This is a genomic window from Actinoplanes cyaneus (assembly GCF_016862095.1).
GTDB classification, from domain to species: Bacteria; Actinomycetota; Actinomycetes; order Mycobacteriales; family Micromonosporaceae; genus Actinoplanes; species Actinoplanes cyaneus.
Genome location: NZ_BOMH01000085.1, coordinates 1 through 19,199 on the forward strand (window position 1 = coordinate 1; position 19,199 = coordinate 19,199).

At 68.7% G+C, this 19,199-nt stretch carries 12 protein-coding genes; 8 read left to right on the plus strand and 4 right to left on the minus strand.

Annotated features, from left to right (window positions below; translation table 11 throughout):
* Positions 1-622: 622 nt before the first annotated feature.
* A complete protein-coding gene (locus Acy02nite_RS43295) occupies positions 623-4,213 on the minus strand; it encodes a glycoside hydrolase family 3 C-terminal domain-containing protein (RefSeq protein WP_203755203.1) in 3,591 nt (1,196 codons plus the stop codon).
* Positions 4,214-4,422: 209 nt separating this feature from the next.
* Between Acy02nite_RS43295 and Acy02nite_RS43300 the strand changes: the two genes are divergently transcribed.
* The 4 genes from Acy02nite_RS43300 (at position 4,423) to Acy02nite_RS43315 (ending at position 10,110) form a co-directional block, all read left to right on the plus strand.
* Positions 4,423-6,159: a carbohydrate-binding domain-containing protein gene (locus tag Acy02nite_RS43300; RefSeq protein ID WP_203755205.1), complete on the plus strand. Its 1,737-nt coding sequence runs from the start codon at positions 4,423-4,425 to the stop codon at positions 6,157-6,159.
* A 366-nt stretch (positions 6,160-6,525) separates the two neighbouring features.
* Positions 6,526-6,885, plus strand: a complete 360-nt coding sequence (locus Acy02nite_RS43305) for a response regulator (protein WP_203755207.1) — start codon at positions 6,526-6,528, stop codon at positions 6,883-6,885.
* On the plus strand, positions 6,882-8,339 hold the full coding sequence (locus tag Acy02nite_RS43310) for a DUF7125 family protein (RefSeq protein ID WP_203755210.1): 1,458 nt from the start codon (positions 6,882-6,884) through the stop codon (positions 8,337-8,339). Before Acy02nite_RS43305 ends, Acy02nite_RS43310 begins: the two co-directional genes overlap by 4 nt.
* A gap of 64 nt (positions 8,340-8,403) precedes the next feature.
* On the plus strand, positions 8,404-10,110 hold the full coding sequence (locus Acy02nite_RS43315) for a Na+/H+ antiporter (protein ID WP_203755213.1): 1,707 nt from the start codon (positions 8,404-8,406) through the stop codon (positions 10,108-10,110).
* Between the two features lie 49 nt (positions 10,111-10,159).
* On the opposite strand, the gene Acy02nite_RS43320 is transcribed toward Acy02nite_RS43315, so the two are convergent.
* Entirely contained in the window at positions 10,160-11,221 is a 1,062-nt protein-coding gene (locus Acy02nite_RS43320; RefSeq protein WP_203755215.1) for a fatty acid desaturase family protein, read from the minus strand.
* 534 nt (positions 11,222-11,755) lie between these two features.
* Between Acy02nite_RS43320 and Acy02nite_RS43325 the strand changes: the two genes are divergently transcribed.
* Together Acy02nite_RS43325 and Acy02nite_RS43330 are read left to right on the plus strand one after the other, a co-directional pair.
* Positions 11,756-13,021 (plus strand): serine hydrolase domain-containing protein, encoded by a 1,266-nt coding sequence (locus Acy02nite_RS43325; protein WP_239175825.1) that lies wholly within the window; start codon positions 11,756-11,758, stop codon positions 13,019-13,021.
* A gap of 262 nt (positions 13,022-13,283) precedes the next feature.
* On the plus strand, positions 13,284-14,429 hold the full coding sequence (locus Acy02nite_RS43330; protein WP_239175826.1) for a LacI family DNA-binding transcriptional regulator: 1,146 nt from the start codon (positions 13,284-13,286) through the stop codon (positions 14,427-14,429).
* Here Acy02nite_RS43330 and Acy02nite_RS43335 read toward each other — a convergent pair.
* On the minus strand, positions 14,356-15,363 hold the full coding sequence (locus tag Acy02nite_RS43335; protein ID WP_203755221.1) for an aldo/keto reductase: 1,008 nt from the start codon (positions 15,361-15,363) through the stop codon (positions 14,356-14,358). The two genes, Acy02nite_RS43330 and Acy02nite_RS43335, sit on opposite strands and share 74 nt — an antisense overlap.
* A gap of 246 nt (positions 15,364-15,609) precedes the next feature.
* Here Acy02nite_RS43335 and Acy02nite_RS43340 point away from each other — a divergent pair, with 246 nt between their 5' ends.
* Together Acy02nite_RS43340 and Acy02nite_RS43345 are read left to right on the plus strand one after the other, a co-directional pair.
* Positions 15,610-16,743, plus strand: a complete 1,134-nt coding sequence (locus Acy02nite_RS43340; protein ID WP_239175827.1) for an FUSC family protein — start codon at positions 15,610-15,612, stop codon at positions 16,741-16,743.
* Between the two features lie 133 nt (positions 16,744-16,876).
* A complete protein-coding gene (locus Acy02nite_RS43345) occupies positions 16,877-18,226 on the plus strand; it encodes a glycosyltransferase 87 family protein (RefSeq protein ID WP_203755223.1) in 1,350 nt (449 codons plus the stop codon).
* A gap of 194 nt (positions 18,227-18,420) precedes the next feature.
* Here Acy02nite_RS43345 and Acy02nite_RS43350 read toward each other — a convergent pair whose 3' ends face one another.
* Entirely contained in the window at positions 18,421-19,182 is a 762-nt protein-coding gene (locus Acy02nite_RS43350) for an SDR family NAD(P)-dependent oxidoreductase (protein WP_203755226.1), read from the minus strand.
* Between the last annotated feature and the right edge of the window lie 17 nt (positions 19,183-19,199).

Here is a 19,199-nt window from a genome sequence, read left to right on the forward strand (position 1 = left end):
CCCTGCCATCGGACCAGGTCTGCCACGCGTGGACCAACTCGTTCTTATGGCCGGCCGCAGCTAGATTTACCATCACGACAGCCACCAACGTTGCAACGAGAATTAAGGGGACCAGGTATCGACTTCGGACCTCAACATCCGCTATCGGGCCAGAGCGGTGCTGTCTCTGTGTGGCGCCTTCGGTCATTTGCGGGGGTTGGCGTTCCGTCGCCTCTCGTTCGTGGCCGACTTGTGCTTGTCGGCGTCGCGCGCGACCTCTCTTGGGCATGTCAACGCTCTCCAACTGAGATCAGTTTGCGTAGCACCTTGCCTGCTCTGTACTGCAGCGCCTGGCATTGTAATTAACGGCTCAAACATACTACTGAGTCGGCTTCGGGCCACGGGCCAGCCGAGACCTAGCCGCCGGTCCGTAACATATAGTCTGTTTCGGATCCCAACGCTGCGCGCTCGCTGCCATTTCCGCCTGGACCCAGGCAGCGAAGGCCGTTCACTCTCATCGGCACGAGAGTGTACGAAGCGAGCCCGGTCTGCGCCGGGTAGCCGAGGACTTGACACCCTCGGCCACCCGGCTGGCCGGGAGCATCGTTCACGTCCGGCCGCGTGACGCGAGATCAGCCGACGTTCAGGGCGATGGCTCGAACGAAGCCGTTGCCCCGGTCGATCTGCAACTCGTAGGCACGCGGGGCGAGCCGTCGCCGGCCAGTGATGGCCCGACCCCGCCGAACCGGCACTTGGGCAGGATCGTGACCAGCGCGGACTCCGACGTCTGCACGCCGGCGCTGGTTGCTGTGACGGTGACCCGTACGTGCCCGGTCCTGGCCGCGGTCAGGACTCCCGCCGAGGTGACGCTCGCTCCGGCGGTGTTGGTGTCCATCGGGGCGATCTGGTAGCTGTACGTCGTTGCCGGGTTGGCGGGAAACACGCTCGCGGACAGCTTTGTCCCCAAGGATGCCTGGTGGAGCGTAACTTTCCGGTCACCGAAGTCGACCCGCGACGTGTACGCGTTCGGCAACGCCGAGCCGGTGGCGTCCGGTGCGCCGGAGGTCACCACGACCGGGAACGTGGTCGACTTGCTCTCCCCGTTGGCGGTGGCCTTGGCCGTGATCAGGGCGGCGCCGGTGGACACGGGCTTGACCGAGCCGCTGGCGTCGACCGTCGCGACCGCCGGGTTGGAGGAGGTGTACTTCACCTTGAGCGCCCGATCGGAAAGATCCCAGAACGTCATGTCGTGCTTGGTGACCGACAGTTGGGCGTTGATCCGGTTGCCGGGGGTGTCCAGGCTCAACTCGGTGGCGTCCGGCTGGGCCGAGACCACCTCGACGCCGGCCGTGCGGTGCCCGGTCACCCGCAGTCGCACCGACTTCAGGTCCGCGTCGGCCGAGCTCGGGCCGGCCAGGATGGTCCAGTCGCCCGTGGGGAACACCTTCTTGTGCTTCACGTCGTCCCAGAACCACAGGTCACCGGCGCCAATGGTGACCTTCACCGTCTTGGAAGTCCCAGCGATCAGGCCGCTCTTGACCAAACCCTTCAGCTGCTTGAGCGGGCGCTGGTTCCCATCGGCTCCCTTCGGCGCTCTCGCGTAGACCTCCACGACAGCCTTGCCCGGTTTGCTGGCGCCCCGGTTGGCCACGGGCACCGAGACCGTCACCGCATCGTCGGGAGTGATCTTCGAGGAGGACAGTCTCGGGGTGCCGTAGACGAACGGCGAGTACGACAGACCTTGACCGAACACATAGTGGGGAGCCGCGCAGTCAGGACCGACCTGGTAGTAGAGGTACGTCCGGCCGCACTTGGCGCCTTCGGCCTTGGTCATCCGGTAGTCCTCGATCGCGCGGTCCGGAGCAGCCGCCGGCCCGAGTTGTGCGTCAACGTCGGAGTACCAGGTCAGCGGCAGTTTGCCCGAGAAGTTGGCCACCGCGGTACGCCCGTCCTCGAGCCTCACCGCGTCGTTGAACAGCAACTCGGCCATCGCCTTGCCCTGGTACATGCCGTTGAAGGACGACCAGACGATCGCTCCTACGCTCGGCAGGTCCTTGAACGCGCTGACATCGACCATGGTCTTGGCCTGGATCCACACCACGATCTTCTTGCCGTACTTCTGGGCGAGCGGGGCGATCGAGTCCCGGATCAGCTCGGCCTGCATGCGCGGCATGACGACAGTGGAGCGGTCCGCGCCCTCACCGCCGTCGTTGTTCCTGTGACCGACGACCACCATGACATTGTCAGCCTGCGAGATCTGGTATTCGGCCGTCGCCGCGTCCGCTACGGAATCGCAGGGGCTGCTGGCGCACACCGAGGTGGTGATCGCGGTGCCGTTGGTGTCGAGGACGTTGGGGAACACCGCAAGGTGGCTGGACAGGAACGGCGTGCTGGAGCCTTCGGTCACGGCCGAGGCGGATGACCCCGTCCGCTCGGCCAACGCCTGGGCGAAGGTGGTGTTGACGGCTGTGGGCCCGGAGTAGGAGCCCGACTGGAACCCGTTGAGGGAGTCCACGTGCCCCAGGGCGACTGTCTTGCCCGTCGCCGCGCCCGCGAACGGGAGTGTTCTGCCGGCGTTCTTCAGCAGCACAGGCGCCTCGATGGCGGATTCGTGCGCGACCGCACGGTGCGCCGGTGAAGCCAGCTTGACATCAGGATCGCCGGCCGCCGACAGGGAGTAGGACTCACTGTTCCACGGGACCGAGGGGACGGGATCGAATTCGCCCAGCTGGAACCGCGCGGTGAAGGCACGGACGAGCGCGATGTCGACGTCGGCCTCGCTGATGAAGCCTTGGCTCTGAGCCGCCGGGAGTCCGGTCGCAGTGGGGTAGTCACCGCCCGAGCAGTCAAGATCGGTACCGGCCTTCAGCGCCCAGGCGTTGCCGAGGGTCTTGTTGATCTGCGTCTGACCGCCAAGTTGCACGGGGTGCCAGGAGTGTCCTGACGTCCCGGTTCCGTGCACGCGGGTGATCGCATCGCAGTCGGAGACGACGTAACCGTCGAAGCCGTACGACCGGCGCAGCATGGTTTCGAGGGAGTACCGGCTCGCGGCGGCCGGCGTCCCGGGGGTACCGCCGGGGGTGGCATTGTCGCGCGGGCTCCACAGGGTGGGGTAGCTCGAGGGGGACGGGTAGTCCTTCGTGTAGTCCTCCACCACGGAGAGAGCGTTGTAGGCGGCCATCAGCGACCGCGCGCCCGCCTTGCCGGCCGAGGCCCCGAAGGGCGGCAGGAAGTACTCGTGCATCGAACGCTCGGTGAAGTTCGACGTGCCGAAGTCGCGGTTCGCCTCGGAGTTGTTCGCCAGGTAATGCTTCGGCGTGGCAACCGCCTGAACGTAGTCGTGCGCCCGGGTGGGAATCGTGTCGGGACGCGACGAGGTGTTGCCCTGCAAACCTGTCACGAAGGCGCCGGCCACCTGGCCCGCCAGGAAGGGATCCTCGGTATAGGACTCGTCCGCCCGCCCCCACCGCGGATCACGGTTGAGATTCTGGTTCGGCGACCAATAGGTCAAGCCATGACAGGCGCCACCGACGGGGCTGGGGTTCGCCACACCCGGCGGGCAGGACGTGTTGTAGGTGACGCGGGCCTCGTCAGCGATACCGCCGGCGATCTCCCGGGTGATGGCCGGATTCCACGTCGACGCGATCGAGGTGCTCTGCGGATACTGCGTGTAGTTGCCGTTGCCGGGGATCGTCGGGAAGTAGATCCCGTGGTTGGCCTCTCCCCAGTATCCGTACGACTTCACGCCGAGCCGGTCGATCGCCTTCGGCTTCGGACGCCAGGTCGCATGCGGCTGCATCGCTATGAGCTGGTCGTACTTCTCCTCCAGCGTCATCCGCGAGACCAAGTCCGCCGCACGGACACTGAAGGGCAGCGAGGTGTTCTTGTACGCCGGCGTGTCGTCGGCGGACGCCGGAGTCGGCCGTGCGAACGCGCCGAGCGAGCCCACCGCTACAGCCCACGCCAGCCCGAGCGCCAAGAACCCGCGCCCTGGACTCCTGGAGCCTCTGCCGCGTCTCCTCCTTCGCGAGGGCGCAGAACTGGTCTTCACCATGTGAAGGTCTCCCCTGTCCAAGGTGACGAACTCCGATCTCTCGATGGATCTGAACTGCTGTCCCGCTGCCGCACGGCCCCGGTTAGCCGCCGCGTGGTCATCACCTCCGTCATCTTCGGGGAGAGCTGTAGCTGAACCGGTCCATAAAGATGGGAGAACTGCTGAGCTGGCCAGGTTCATGATAGACCAGCGTCAATTGGTTAGCAGGACTATATCGGTTATGCAAACGGTTGGGCAGGAGGTCATCAGCGCAGCGTCGACTGCCTCCGGACAAGTTTCTGGGGCGCCGGCCACTCCCCTCTTGCAGTTCACCGTGGCGTCATCGGTAGCGGATGGCAGGGGCGCCGGGGTCCTGGTAGACAGAAGATCACCGATCTATGGAGGATCTTTTGCGTAGCTACACCTGGGGGCGCCGAGGCGCCACCCTGCTCGCTACCGGTGCCGCCTTCCTCGCCGTGACCGGTGTGGCGGCGCACGCGGACGTGGCCGGCGAGCTCGAGGACGGCACCATCTCCCCGGCGGCCAACGCCCAGAAGGCGAGCGAATCGGCCGCCGGCGGAGGGGCGGCCGTCGAGATGTGGGACACCAGCAGCGTCGAGATCCAGCTCACGAACACCACCGCGACCAGTGCGTACCGGATCCGGGCACGCCAGGAGATCTGTGGCGGTGCGGCGGCGCAGATGACGGTCAAGGTGGACGGGGTGGCAGCCGGAGGCACGATCACCGTCGCCGCGACCACCTACACCGACTACACGGTCCCCGGCAGCTGGGCGGCCGGGGCGCACACCGTGCGCGTCGACTTCGTGAACCCGTACTTCCAGACCGACTGCGTGGCCCGGGAGCTGTGGCTGGACAGGGTCACCGCGGTGTCGGCGGCGACCGGCAAGACGTACTACGTGGACCGGACCGCCCCGGCCGGCGGCAACGGGCTGTCGACGTCGGCGGCGTGGGACAGCATCGCCGACGTGAACGCGGCCGCGCTCAAGCCGGGTGACACGGTGCTGTTCAGGAGCGGGCAGACGTGGACGGGGGCCAACCTGACGATCACCGCGGCCGGCACGTCGTCGGCGCGAATCACTGTTGGATCGTACGGCGGAAGCGTTCTTCCGATCTTCGACGGTGGCGGCGGGACGACCGGCACCGCTGGCAGCCACCCGATCACCGTCGCCGGGGCCTTCGTGACCGTGCAGGATGTGCTGGTGCGCAACGGCGGCACCAGCGACAAGACGGGCCTGGCGGTCACCGGCGACGACGTGCTGGTGCAGCGTGTCACCGCGAGCGGAAACGCGATCGGCGTGCAGGCCTACGACGGCGCGGACCGGCTGCGGGTGACCGGCAGCACGCTGAGCAACAACAAGACGGTCATCGCGCCCAGCGGCGGTGACGACGACTACGGCGCGAGCGGTGTGGTGGTGCTGTCGGCGGCCGGTGTCGAGGTGGACCACAACACGATCAGCGGCAACGTCGGCACGTCACCGGACTTCGGCTTCGACGGCTCCGCTGTCGAGGTGTTCGGCGCGGTCGATCTGACCGTGCACCACAACACCGCGACCGACAACCAGACGTTCTCCGAGCTGGGTAACGACGCGGCGACCAGCCACCTCACCCGTGGCACCTGGTTCTACGACAACGTGATCAGCACGTCGGCGTCGTTCAGTGCGGGCCAGGTGCTCGGCGTCAACGTGCAGGGCACCGAGGGCCGGTTCGGCGGGGCGTCCGGGACGAAGGTCACCAACAACACGTTCGTGCTGCGCAACTCCGGCGCGGGCGCGCTGATCGCCGGGATCGGCGCCGACGTCGTCTTCCACAACAACATCGTGCAGGCCGACCAGGCGGGCTACACGTATGAGCGGAAGATCGACGAAGGGCACAACCTGTACTGGGGCTGGAGCTACATCGAGGGCATCAAGTCGACGGCGAACACCAGCAGCGCCGGCGGCATCGCGCCGAGCTCGGCGACGGCAAACCCGCTGTTCGTCTCCGGCACCGACCTGCACCTGCAGACCGGGTCACCGGCGAAGAACTTCGGATCTTCGGCGTACGGCGTGACCACCGACCGCGACGACCGTCAGCGGGTCGTCGGCACCGGTGTCGACGCCGGGGCGTACGAGCTGCAGGTCCCCTGATCGTCTGATCGACATTCCGCCGGGCCGGGGAGGCTGCCGCCGAGCAGCCTTTCCGGCCGCGCGCGGTCCCGGACACGACGATGACCGGGAACGAGCACGAGGGAGCTCCTGGCCTGATCCCGCTGGCGCCGGCTCCGCTCGATCCGGGGTCCGATTGCTTTCTCGTACGCCCGTGAGCCGGGTTCCCGTGGCACTCCCGCGCGAGGCCCGGCCCCGCTCCGGGCCGCCCCGCGCCCCGCCTGGCCGTGCGACCACGCTGTCTGCGGTCCTGCAGTAATCGCCGGATATGCACCATCAGAAAGCGCCGCCAGCGTATTTTGATCACGGTCGGGGCCGGCAGGCTGCCGCAGTGAACGGACGGGTTCGGTGGGCAGGATTCTGGTGGTCGATGATGAGCCGGACCTGCGCTTCATGCTCCGGCGGATCTTCGCGCGTGCCGGTCATGAGGTCACCGAGGCCGGTAACGGAGCCGCGGCGCTCGCCTCGGTGCGTACGTCGGCACCGGATCTGGTGGTGACCGACATGATGATGCCGGTTCTCGGTGGTGTCGATCTCATCCGGGCGCTTCGGGCCGACCCGGCGACCGCCGCGATTCCGGTCCTGGCGGTCAGCGGGGACGCACACCTGGCGGTCGACGCCGACGCCGCACTCGCCAAGCCGTGCCAGAGTGCCGAGTTGCTCGAGGTGGCTGAAGGCCTACTGCGGGAAGGGCGTGGCACGAAGTGAAGCGGCTCTCGACCGGCCTGGCCGACCTGGATCTGATCCTCGGTGGTGGCCTGCAACCGGGCTCGGTGGTGGTCGTGGCCGGGCCGCCTGGGTCGGGTAAGACGATCCTGGCCCAGCAGATCTGCTTCGCCAACGCCACGGTCGAGCACAAGGCCGTCTACTACACGACCCTCTCGGAGCCGCACTCCAAGCTCGTCGAGCACCTGAGCGTGTTCCCGTTCTTCGACCCCGCCGCTGTCGGACCGAAGGTCGAGTACGTGCACCTGGGTGACATGCTGCGCGACACCGGCGAGGAGTACCTCGAAGCGTTGATCGACGAGGTGGTCCGCAAGGCGATCGACGATCAGCCGGTGGTGGTGGTGATCGACAGCACCAAGATGCTGCGGGACTTCGTCAGCGACCATGCCCTGCGCATGTCGCTGTACGACCTGAACAGCCGCGTCGCGCACAGCGGAACGGTGCTGCTGCTGCTCGGCGAGTACACCGCCGCGGACATGCAGACTGGATTGGAGTTCGCCCTGGCGGACGGCATCATCCACCTGACGCACGAGTCCCGCGAACCGGTCGATCGGCGAGGCCTGCGCGTCGTGAAGCTGCGCGCCGCCACCCACCTCAGCGGCACGCACGCGGTGCACATCACCGCCGAGGGTTTCCAGGTGTACCCCCGCGTCGAGTCGTTCCAGCCCGAGACGGTCACGCCCAGCAGCGGGCGTATCCCCTCCGGGATTCCCGGGCTGGACTCGCTGATGGGCGGTGGGATACCCGAGGGTGACGCCACCCTCGTACTCGGAGCCTGCGGGGTGGGCAAGACCATCAGCTCGCTGCGCTTCGTCGCCGAAGGCCTGGCCCGGGGCGAGCGGAGCCTCCACATCACCTTCCAGGACACCGTCGACCAGCTGATCCACATGGCCGGCACGTTCGGCTGGGACTACGAAGCCGCCCGCGCCGCCGACCAGCTGGTCATCTCCCACGTGCCGATGGGCAGCCTCGACCTCGATGTGCTGGCGTCCGTGATCCGCCACCGCATCGCGGACGGCGCGACCACCCGGATCGTGATCGACAGCCTGGACGCCATGACCGACGCCGCCCGCGAGGCCCACCGGTTCCCCGCCTACCTGCGCAGTCTGCTCGGCGTCGTCCGCGACGCCGGCGCTTCCCTCTGGGTCACCAGCGAGACGACGACGTTCGGGCCGATGGAAGACCCCCTCGCCGGCCTCATGTATCTGTTCGACAACGTGATCCAGCTCCGCTACCTCGAACACTTCACCGAGATCGGCCGGGCCCTCAACGTCCTGAAGATGCGCAGCAGCCGCCACGAGCACGGCATGTACAACTGCCACATCACCGACGACGGCTTCATCGTGGGCGGCAGACTCGGACAAGTCACCGGGATGCTCGGCTGGAGTGTCCTCCGCGACTGTTCCGCCATGCCCGCCGACGACCGCATCACGTGATCGACCGGTCGTGCCTTTGCACCGTCTCCCGGGGCGGCGGCGGGTGATCCGGGAGGATGGGACGGTGAGCGTCGAGTCGTTTCTGGTGTTCGTCCTCGCCGCGGTCGCGGTGGTCGTGGTGGTGCGATGGATCGCCAATCGGACCGGGTTGCCCGCTGCGGCGCTGCTGCCCATCATCGGGGTCGGCTACGCGTTGCTGCCGGGACCCAACGTGTCGCTGGACCCGGACATCATCCTGACCCTCGTGTTGCCACCGTTGCTGTACAGCGCGGCCCTGGACTCGTCTCTGCACGGGATCCGCCGCAACCTGCGTACGGTGGTGAGCCTGTCGGTGGTCCTGGTTCTGCTGACGGCGCTGGCGATCGGGTTCTGCTTCGCCTGGTTCGTCACCGGCGCGACCCTGGCCGCCGGTATCGCAATCGGCGCGGCGGTGGCGCCGCCTGACCCGGTGGCCGCGCTGGCGGTCGGGCGACGGGTGGGCCTGCCCCCGAAGATCGTCATGTTGATCCAGGGTGAGGGGCTGCTCAACGACGCGACCGCCCTCACCATTCTGAGCGTCGCTGTCGCCGCGGCCACGGGTGACGACTTCTCGGCGCCGTCGGCGCTGGGCCGGTTCGTTGTCGCGGCGGCCGGCGGGGTGGCCGTCGGCGTGCTGGTCGCCTTCGCGGTCCGGCTGCTGTCACGGCCGCTGAGCAGCGATCCGATGATGGCCAACGCGGTCTCGCTGGCCACCCCGTTCGTCGCCTATCTGCTCGGGGAGAACGTTCACGTTTCCGGCGTGCTGGCGGTGGTGGTCGCCGGGCTCGTCGTCGGGCACCACTCGCCGCGGTCGGCCTCGGGTGCGGGCCGGCTGCAGACGAGCGCGGTGTGGCGGCTGGTCGACTTCCTGCTCGAAGGCTGCGTGTTCCTGCTGATCGGTCAACAGCTGCCCGCCGTCGTGCAGGGGCTGGCGCAGTACGACACCGCCACCGTCGTCATCGCCGTCTCGATCAGCGTCGGTGTCGTCCTGGTGCTGCGACCGGTGTGGCTGGTGCTGACGCAGTCGATGCCGCGCTCGCTGCACACCTGGCTGGGCGGTGACCGGCTGGACCGGGACACCGGTGACGACGCGGACGGTGCGACGCCGTCGCCGGCGAACCGGCGGCGCGATCAGCGGCTGACGGGCCGCGAGGTCGTCGCTCTGAGCTGGTCGGGCACCCGCGGGGTGATCAGCCTCGCGGCGATCTCCACCATCCCGTTGGTCACCGGCAGCGGCGCGCCGTTCCCGGATCGGGACCTTCTGCTGTTCTGCACGTTCGTCGTCGTACTCGTCACCCTGGTCGGCCAGGGACTCACCTTCGCGCCGATCGTCCGGGCGCTCGGGCTCCACGCTGACGAGAAGGACCAGGCCCGCCTGCGCAACGAGGCGCGCTCGGCCTCCGTGCAGGCCGCTCTCGCCGCGCTCGACGAGCTGGAGGCGCAGGAACACGACGACATCCACGGCCACGTGATCGAGACGATGCGCCGGCAGCTCGGCACCCGGCTGAGCCGTTACCAGGGCCGGCTCACCCTGCTGCGCGAAAGCGACTCGATGAACCTGCCGGTGTCGCCCGGGTACGAGGCGGCCCTGCACGTCCGCCGGGTGGCGATCGACGCTCAGCGGGAGGAGCTGCTGCGGTGGCGCGACGCCGGCCAGCTGCCCGATGTGGGTCTTCGGGTGCTGGAACGCGAACTCGACCACGAGGAAGGGCTCCTGCCCGACCGGCCGGTACGCCGGCGAGAACCTACCTGATCCAGCACCGTAGCGGCTCCTCGCGATACCGGCCGCGGTGCCCGGCTAGCTAGGCGGCGGGCGCGGCTGCTCGGCCGATCGTGTCCAGGTGCCGGAGCGCCTGGGCGTACGAAGAGATCAGACCGGTTTCGAGATAGGACACCTGCTGGTCGGCGCAGAACTGCTTGACCAGTCGCTGAGCCCGGCGCAGGTTGCCTCGCGGCATCGACGGGAACAGGTGGTGCTCGATCTGGTAATTGAGGCCGCCGAGAGCGAAGTCGGTGAGCCAATGTCCGCGCACGTTGCGCGAGGTGAGAACCTGCCGGCGCAGGTAGTCGGCGTTGTCCGCGTCGCTCAGCGGCGGCATACCCTTGTGGTTGGGGGCGAACGAGCAGCCCAGATACAGGCCGAACAGCGCCTGATGAACCCCCACGAAGGCCAGCGCCTTGCCGGGCGGGAGCACCACGAAGACGACCGCCAGGTACGCCACGACGTGCAGACCGATCAGCGCGATCTCGCGGATCCGGGAGCGGTCCCGATCGGCGAGCAGGTACCGCACACTGGACACCCGCAGGTTGATCGCTTCCAGCATGAGCAGCGGGAAGAACGTCCACGCCTGCCAGCGGTAGAAGACCCGGCCGATACGCCCGCTGGCGCGGGCCTGCCGGGTGGTGAAGACCAGCGCCCCCGCGCCGATGTCCGGGTCCTTGTCCTCGTCGTTCGGGTGCGCGTGGTGACGGTTGTGCTTGTCGACCCACCACCCGTAGCTGAAACCGACACCGAGATTGGCCAGGACGACACCGAAACAGAAGTTGCCGCGCGCGGACCGGAAGATCTGCCGATGCCCCGCGTCGTGGCCGAGGAAGCCGAGCTGGGTGGAGAGCACCGCGAAGTACGCGGCCACGAGCAGCTGCCACCAGGAGTCGCCGATCATCACCAGCGCGGTGACGCCCACGGTCACCAGGAGAAGCAGGAGAGCGGTCTGCGCGGTGTAATAGCCGGGCCGCCGGTCGAGAAGGCCGGCCTGCTTGATCTGCCGGGACAGCGACGCGTAAGCGCTACCCCGGGGTACCGTCGTCACGGCATCAGCCGGATGTCCCTGCTTACCGGTCGGTGTGTCGGTGGCCGTCATGCTCCCACTCCCTCGGCGACGCTGACAATGTCGGGCAAACGCCGGGGTCCAGGGCAATATCCGGCCGAATACCCGCGCCCCGGTGACTCCAAACCTCCGCCCTGCGCCCGGCGTCGCTGCCGAGCAGCTCCCCACGTCATCAAGGGCAACTACGGTGGTTGCTGGCGAACGAGTCCGGGCAGGCGGCGCCGATCGCCGAGCGCGCGTCATCTGCGGCAGTCGAGTGAATTGATCTTGGCCATGGCGACTCGAGTTCGGTCACACGGCGATCCACCTGGCAACACCTGTTACGAATCCGGGCGACCTGATTCCGGCCCGCTGGGCCACTCGCTCTGAAGCGTCGTTCACCCGGGAGGTTAGCGACCTGCTTGACGTCACCGGCGATGACCGCAGGAAATGGATCTTGTATGCGACTTCGTCTATCGCGCGTGTATGGAAACCGCTTACGCCACCGCAACAATCGCCCTGCTTCGATGGAGGCATGAACCAGAGCACACTGCTTTCAGCGCCAGGGATGTCAACGGGGAAGGGGCGGTGATCAAGGTGTCGAATTCGCGATCAGGTATCGACCGGCGGCGGTTGTTCCGATGGGGCGGGGCGGCGACCGCCGGTGTGGTGGCGGGCGCGCCGCTGGTGAGCGCCGGGACCGGTCGCGCCGAGGCAGCCCCATCCGGTTCGGTCCGGCATGACCGGATTCCTCCGGACACCTTGCCTGGCGGGGCCTTCGACCGGTACCTGGCGCAGTTGGCCGCCGAGGGCAGGTTCTCCGGTGTGGTGCTGCTGTCGCACCGCGGCAGGACAGTACTGTCGCGCAGCTACGGCATGGCTGACCAGGAGCGGGGAATCCGCAATCACGAGGGCGTCGCGTTCAACCTCTCCTCGGGGAGCCAGCCGTTCTTGTCGGTGGCCGTCCTGCAGTTGGCGCAGCAGGGCAGGCTGGCACTGTCGGACACGGTGGGCACCTATCTACCGGGTTTGACCGGGGATATCGCCGACAAGGTGACTGTCCACCACCTGCTCGTCGGCACCGCCGGCCTGGACGCCCCCATGCCGGACTGGCAACGCATCTTCCACAGCCGGGAGGAGGTGCACGACTATCAGGCGCAGTGGGTCCGGCAGGCGACGCCGGTAGCGGTACCCGGAGCGGGGTCCAGTGGCCATCTTCCCGGCGGCGGTGTCGGCTTCGCCATGGCCGCGCAGATCGTGGAGGCCGTGTCCGGCATGACGTTCTGGGGCTACGTGCACACGCACGTCTTCGGGCGCTGCAACATGAGCGGCTCGGCTTATTACACCAGGCAGCAGTGGCTCACCGACAGCCATATCGCGCACCCGTACATGCTGCAAGCCGATGGCAGCCTGGTGGACGCCGTCCGTAACCTGGACAAGGGCAGCCTGGACCCGAACATACAAGGCAGGAATCCGGGCCGCGGCTTCATCGGTTACGCCTCGGGTGACGGATTCGCCACCGCGCCGGACCTGGTCCGGTTCGCAGAAGCGCTGCGCGACGGTACGCTGCTGGACCGGCCCTACGCCGATTTGTTCGCCGGGGCCAAGCTTCCCGGCCCGGAGCCCACATCGTTCGACGGCTACACGATGCCGGTGAATATCGTCAATGGCCAGTGGGTCTTCGGGCGTGGCGGCGGAGGTGGTGGCATCGGTGCCGACTGGAGCATCTACCCGGACACCGGGTGGGTCGGCGTGGTCCTCAGCAACTGCGACGGCGTGCCGTTACTCGACATCCTTCTACGGGAGGCCGCAGCCATCACCGGCGCGCCGGTCGACCCACCTGGCGGCGGCTGACGTACGGACACCGGCGGGCCGGCGACCACAGTCAGGGCAGTCACGGCCTGATAATCCCATTCATGCCTCCTGCGATCAGGCCCTGAGAGTACGACCATGCCGCACCCCCGTAGAGCAATCATCGGCAGCGCCGAACGGCGGCATCAACGTGGAGGTCGGTCGGAGCACGGACAGCGGCAGACGAGGGCACCAGCAGGGCCGAACCGACCGCGATCGGGCTGGCCAGCCGGGGCTCCAGCGGACTCGGGCCAGGTTGACGACGGTGAACAGCACGACGATCGTGACCGTCGGCACCGGCATCGGCAGAGGACCTCATGGATATAGTCGGCCGATGCCATCCAAAAGGCTGACATTGGCCGATGTCGCCGCCGCGGCGCATGTCTCGACGGCAGCGGTGTCCCGGGTCGTCAACGGCGTGGCCGGGGTGTCGCCGGAAACCCGTGAGCACGTCCGGCGGGTGATCGACGAGCTCGGATACCGGCCCGACCCGGCTGCTCGGGCGTTGGCCTGCGGCCACGGCAGCGTGGTGGAGCTGGTGGTGATCGACGACGCGGTGACGTTCGGCAACAGCCCGTACTACGGCCGGGTCACCGCCGGGATCCTGCGGGAGCTTGCCGGTGGAGACGCTCAGTTGCGGGTGCATGTGGTGGAGAAGCCCGATGCGGCCGCTCTGCTCGCGAAGATCGCTGACACGGTCAGCGTGGGAGTCGTTCTGATCAACGTGGCGCCGGCGATGGCGGCGGAGTTCTACGCGCGGTGCGATCGCGTGGTGTCGATGGGTCCCTGCGCTCCGGGTGTCCCGTTCGTCGATGCGGACAACGCCGAGGGCGCGTACGCGGCGGTCGTGCATCTGCGGGAAACCGGCCGGCGGCGGATCGCCGCGTTGCACGGCCAGGAGGGCAATCCCTGCGCCGACGCGAGGCGCGAGGGATACCGGCGAGCGATCCGCGACCTCGGATTGCCCGAGGTCTCCCTGATCGGCAAGCTGCGCCGTGCGGCCGGGTACGAGTTGACCGTGCGCCTGCTGGCCCAGGAGCCGGACGTGGACGCGCTCTTCGTCGGTAATGATCTGATGGCGACCGGCGCGATGCAGGCGTTGGCCGATGCGGGCCGGCGGGTGCCGCAGGACGTCGCGGTGGTGGGATTCGACGACAGTGTGATCGCCGGCTGTATGACCCCGCCCTTGTCATCGGTGCACCAGCCGGTCGAGGCGATGGCGGCCGCTGCCACGCGAGCTCTGGTGGAGGAGCAGGTGACTCCGCACTGGCGATGCGTGTTCCCCGCTGTCCTGCAGGTCCGCCGGAGTTCCGCCGGCCCAGGCCAACCTGATGGGTCTACGGGCGGCGGCGCGGTGATTTCGCCAGGTAGCCGTGCGGATACGGCAGTGGCCGATCGCCGGCGGCGGTAAGGGTCTCCATCTGTGGGCCGGTGAGCGACCATCCGGACGCGCCCAGGTTGTCGGCGAGCTGATCGACCGTACGGGCTCCGATGATGGGCGCGGTGACACCCGGCCGCTGCAGCAACCATCGCAAGGCCACCTGCGCCGGGTTGCGCTCCACCTCGCCGGCCACGCTGAGCAGCGCGTCGGTGATCCTCCAGGTGCGCTCGTCGACGCTGGTCTCCCAATCGCCGAGCCACGGCTGCTTACCCGGCTCCCACCGGGTGTCCGCCGGCGCCGACGTCATGCCGCGCCGGTACTTGCCGGTGAGCCATCCGCCACGCAGGGGCGCCCACGGGACGATGCCCACCCCCTCGTTGCGGCAGACCGGTACGTGTTCGTGCTCGATGTCGCGATCGATCAGGTTGTACAGCGGTTGCGACGCCACGAACGGCTCCCAGCCGCGGTGCCGTGCCACGTCCACCGACTTCTGCAGCTGCCAGCTCGCGAAGTTGCTGACGCCGAGGTGACGGACAGTTCCGGCGCGCACCAGCGTGTCCAGGGTCGACAGGGTCTCCTCCAGTGGGGTGGACTCGTCGAACGCGTGCACCTGGTACAGGTCGACGTAGTCGGTGCCGAGCCGGCGCAGACTCGCGTGCAGGGCGCTGATGATGTGCTTGCGCCCCGCGCCGTGATCGTTCGGGCCGCCACCGGTCGGCCAGAAGAACTTCGTGGCGATGACCAGAGTGTCACGGTCCCGGCCGGCCAGCCATCGTCCGATGATCTCCTCGGACGCCCCGTCGCCGTACACATCGGCGCTGTCGATGAAGTTGCCACCGGCCTCGGCGTACCGGTCGAGCAGCTTGCGGGACGTCGGTTCGTCGGCCTCGCCGCCGAACGTCATCGAGCCCAGACACAACTCGCTGACCAGCAGTCCACTCGCACCCAGGTATCTGTGATCCATGCCGCCAGTGTGGTGGGCCCCGGAACTCGCGTCGACGCGTAAGCGCTTGCGACTTCGTCGGGCGGGAACGGGCCGGGGCAGCGGGATGCTGCGGGGTGCCGCTGCCGAGGACGACGTCGTCGGGTGTGACTCCCGGCTGTCACGTAACCGGCGCTGGACAGCGGTCCCCGTTACAGCAGAGCGCCGGCTGGGTAGATCAACTTCGGGTTTTCCGGAGGTAGCGGCATTGTCACGGAGGTCAGGCTGTTGAGCAAGCGGCAGGTCGATGCTCGATTGCGGGAGTGGATGCGATCGGCGGTGGCCCGGCTCCGGCAGTCAGCCGTCCCGGCGGGTGAGGCGGTACTGGCAGCGTCGCTGGCCTGGTTCGTCGCGACCACGATCGCCGGTCACCCGGACCCGGTGTTCGCGCCGTCCGCCGCGCTGGTCGTGCTTGCCGAGTCCCGAGGGCGTCGCCTGCGGCAGAGTGTGGAGATCGTCCTGGGGGTGTCCGCCGGTGTGCTGGTCGCCGATGTCGTCGTGGAGGCCCTCGGGTCCGGTTCGGTGGCCATCGCGGTGGTCCTGCTGCTGACCGTCGGCCCGATGATCGCCCTCGGGGCGAGCAGCACCTTGCTCGTGCAGGCCGCCATCTCCGCGATCTACCTGGTCGCGGTGCCGGCACCCAAGACGAGTCTCATGCAGCTGCGTTTCGTCGATGCCCTGGTCGGCGGAGCGATCGCGCTGGTCATCAGCCAGGTGGCGGTTGCCCGCAGCCCGCTCGGCCGGCTGGTCGCCGAGGCCCGTCAGACGTTCGCCGATCTTGCGGGCCTGCTCGACGCCATCGATCGGGCTGTCGTCGACGGTGACGAGCAGAGTGCGCACACCGTGCTGCGCCGCGCTCGGGAACTCAACGGCTGCGTAGAGAAACTGCAGGCCGAGGTGTCGGCTGCCGGCGAGACGCTGCGTCTGCGGGTGCGCCGCCGGGAACTCGGTCAGCTCGCCGAGGTGCAGGCGACAGCGGTGCACCTGGATCACGTGGTCGACAACATCTGGGTGTTGGCGCGTAATGCCGTGACGGTGACCCGGCTTCGGGTGGCGACGCCACCGGAGGTCAGCGATGCGCTGAGGGAGTTGGCCGAGGCGGTGCGCGAGGCCGGCGAAGCTCTGGCCACCGACCTCGTCGGTCCCGGCGACCCTGACCGGCATGCCGCCCGTGCCGACCACGCCGCGCTGCAGGCGGTCCGGATCGCCGCGAAGCTGCTGGAGGACGAGCCTCAGCTGCCACTTGTCATGATCATCGGGCAGATCCGGGTGACCGCCGTCGATCTGCTGCGCGGTGTCGGCCAGGACGACCAGGAGGTCTTGGAGCGCGTGGACGAGGCCTTGGGCCTGCACGCGGCGTGACCGGTCTCCCCCGGCGGCACCATCGCGGGCCGCTCGGCCGCGCTGCCGGCCGTCACGGCGGCGCCCACTACGATTCGATCATGATGCTCGGTACGACGGTGGCGGCGCAGCCTCCGCCCCGGTTGCGCGCCGCATGGTGCTGAGTCGTCGCCCGCTGCCGTGGTCTGTCCCGGAGCGGCTGTCCCGTGGACTCGTGCAGGCCGGCCCGGTCCTGGTCGTGATCGTCGTCGCGGCCGCGGTGGCCGGGGCGGCGGCCTGGGCACACGTACCGGCGAAGCTGGGTTTCCATGGCGGGTTCGTCGACCTTTCCGCCTATCGGTACGGCGGCCGGTTGGTTCTCGACGGGCTGCCGCTCTACGGCTCCCGTGACCCGGCCACCAACCTGGGATTCACCTACCCGCCGTTCGCGGCGGTGGCGATGGCGCTGCTCGCGGTGCTGCCGGTCTGGCTGGCCGCGGCCCTGTGGACCGCGGCGTCGGTGGCTGCGCTGGCCGGGGTCATCGCGGTGGCCGCCCGGGCGATGCACCGCCTTGTTCCGGGCCGGATCGTCGCCCTGCTGACCGTCGGTGCGTTCGCGCTGGAACCGGTGTGGCAGAACCTCACGTTCGGGCAGATCAACCTGTTGCTGATGTTCGCCGTGTTCATCGACCTGGTGCGCCCGGCCGGGCGCTGGTCCGGCGTGCTGGTGGGTGTCGCGGCGGGGGTGAAGCTGACTCCGCTCGTGTTCGTCGTGCTGCTGGTGCTGGTCGGTCGTCACCGGACGGCGATACGGGCGCTGGCGGCCTTCGCCGGCACCGTCGTGATCGGCTTAGTGACGGTGCCCGCGGCGGCGCAGGCGTACTGGACCGACAACCTGATCAAGGCCGGCCGGGTCGGTCCGCCGGAGCTGGCCCACAACCAGTCGGTGTTCGGGGCGCTCACCCGGATGCTCGACAGTCCGGCACCGACGCTGCTGTGGCTCGCGGTCGCCGGGCCGCTCGCTCTGGCCGTCGTGGGCGTCGGCGCCGTCTGCTGGCGTCGCGGCGACCGGGTGCTCGGCACCGGGCTGGCCGCGCTGGCCATGCTGCTCGCCTCGCCGGTCTCCTGGTCGCACCACTGGGTGTGGGCCGTGCCGGTCGGGCTGGCGCTGTGGGAACGCAGCCGGTGGATGAGCGCGCTGTGGACCGCGGTGTTCGTGGTCCGTCCGTTCGCGTGGCTGCCCGCGGGGGACGGTCGCGAGTACCGGTGGCATTCGATCGAGCACGTCCCGGGCGACGTCTACCTGCTCACCGCGCTCGCGCTCACTGCCTGGGTGGCGATGCGGCTCCACCGCCCGGCGCGGCACGCCGGCTCCGGCCGACCGGAGGCCGCGAATGCTGCCGGCCCGCCGGGCGTGAGCTCGTCGAGGCCCGAGAGCCGCGACCAGTGGTGCGACAACGGCGACGCGACGTCCGCGTCGCGGGAAGGCTCGGAGCCGGTCATCGGTCCATCGCGGCCGGTCTGAGCAGCGCCAGGACGGATGAGCCTCGCCCCACACGAGCATGGCGTGCAGGACGACGCTGAGGCTGCATCCCTGGTCGGTCAACGCATACACCACACCGAGTTTCGGACCCGCGCTGACCGTGGCTGCCTTGCCTTGGTAGCCGCCCGGCACCCGTGCGTGCGGAGCGCCGGGCGGCCTGTCCTACCCGAGTTGATCTACCACTGGCTGCCGTCGGGGCGGACCAGGATTTCACTCATGACCACCCGGGCGGGTCGGGTGACGACGTAGGTGATGGTGTCGGCGATGTCCTCGGCGTGCAGCAGGGTCGCGTTGGCGAAGGCTTCCTGGCTGGCTTCGAGGATTTCGGGGCGGATGTGGGTGAACAGTTCAGTGGCGACCGGGCCGGGTTCGATCAGCGACACCCGTACGTGCCGGCCGGCGACCTCTTGGCGCAGGGCCTCGGTGAAGGCGTTGATGCCGGTCTTGGTGAGGCTGTAGACGGCGGAGCCGGCGATGGGGACGCGGCCGGCAAGGGAGCTGACGTTGATGATGTCGGCGGTGCCGCGTTCGCCGTCGGCGGCGGCGAGCAGGTGTGGCAGCGCAGCATGGGTGATGTAGAGCAGGCCTTGCACGTTGATGGCAAGCATCCGGTCCCATTCCTCGACCGGTGCACTTTCGGCCGGCCCGAGCAGCATGATGCCGGCGTTGTTGACCACGATGTCGAGGCTGCCGAAGGTCTGCACGGTTTGCTCGACCGCAGCGGCGGCTTGCGTCTGGTCGGTGATGTCGGCCGCGATGACCAGGGCAGTTCCGCCGATGGCGCGGATCTGCTCGGCGATGTCGTCGAGGCGGTCTTTACGCCGGGCGACCAGGCCGATACTGGCGCCTTGGGCTGCCAGAGACAGGGCGGTGGCGGCGCCGATGCCGCCGCTGGCGCCGGTGACCAGGGCGGTGGTGCCGGTCAGCGAGGTGTTCATGGGTGTTCCTCCGTTGA

Bases quoted from the DNA above. Each gene is read 5' to 3' on its own strand.
- Acy02nite_RS43295 (WP_203755203.1), bottom strand. From the start codon at position 4,213: ATGAACCTGGCCAGCTCAGCAGTTCTCCCATCTTTATGGACCGGTTCA.
- Acy02nite_RS43350 (WP_203755226.1), bottom strand. From the start codon at position 19,182: ATGAACACCTCGCTGACCGGCACCACCGCCCTGGTCACCGGCGCCAGC.
- Acy02nite_RS43345 (WP_203755223.1), top strand. From the start codon at position 16,877: ATGGTGCTGAGTCGTCGCCCGCTGCCGTGGTCTGTCCCGGAGCGGCTG.
- Acy02nite_RS43335 (WP_203755221.1), bottom strand. From the start codon at position 15,363: ATGGATCACAGATACCTGGGTGCGAGTGGACTGCTGGTCAGCGAGTTG.
- Acy02nite_RS43320 (WP_203755215.1), bottom strand. From the start codon at position 11,221: ATGACGGCCACCGACACACCGACCGGTAAGCAGGGACATCCGGCTGAT.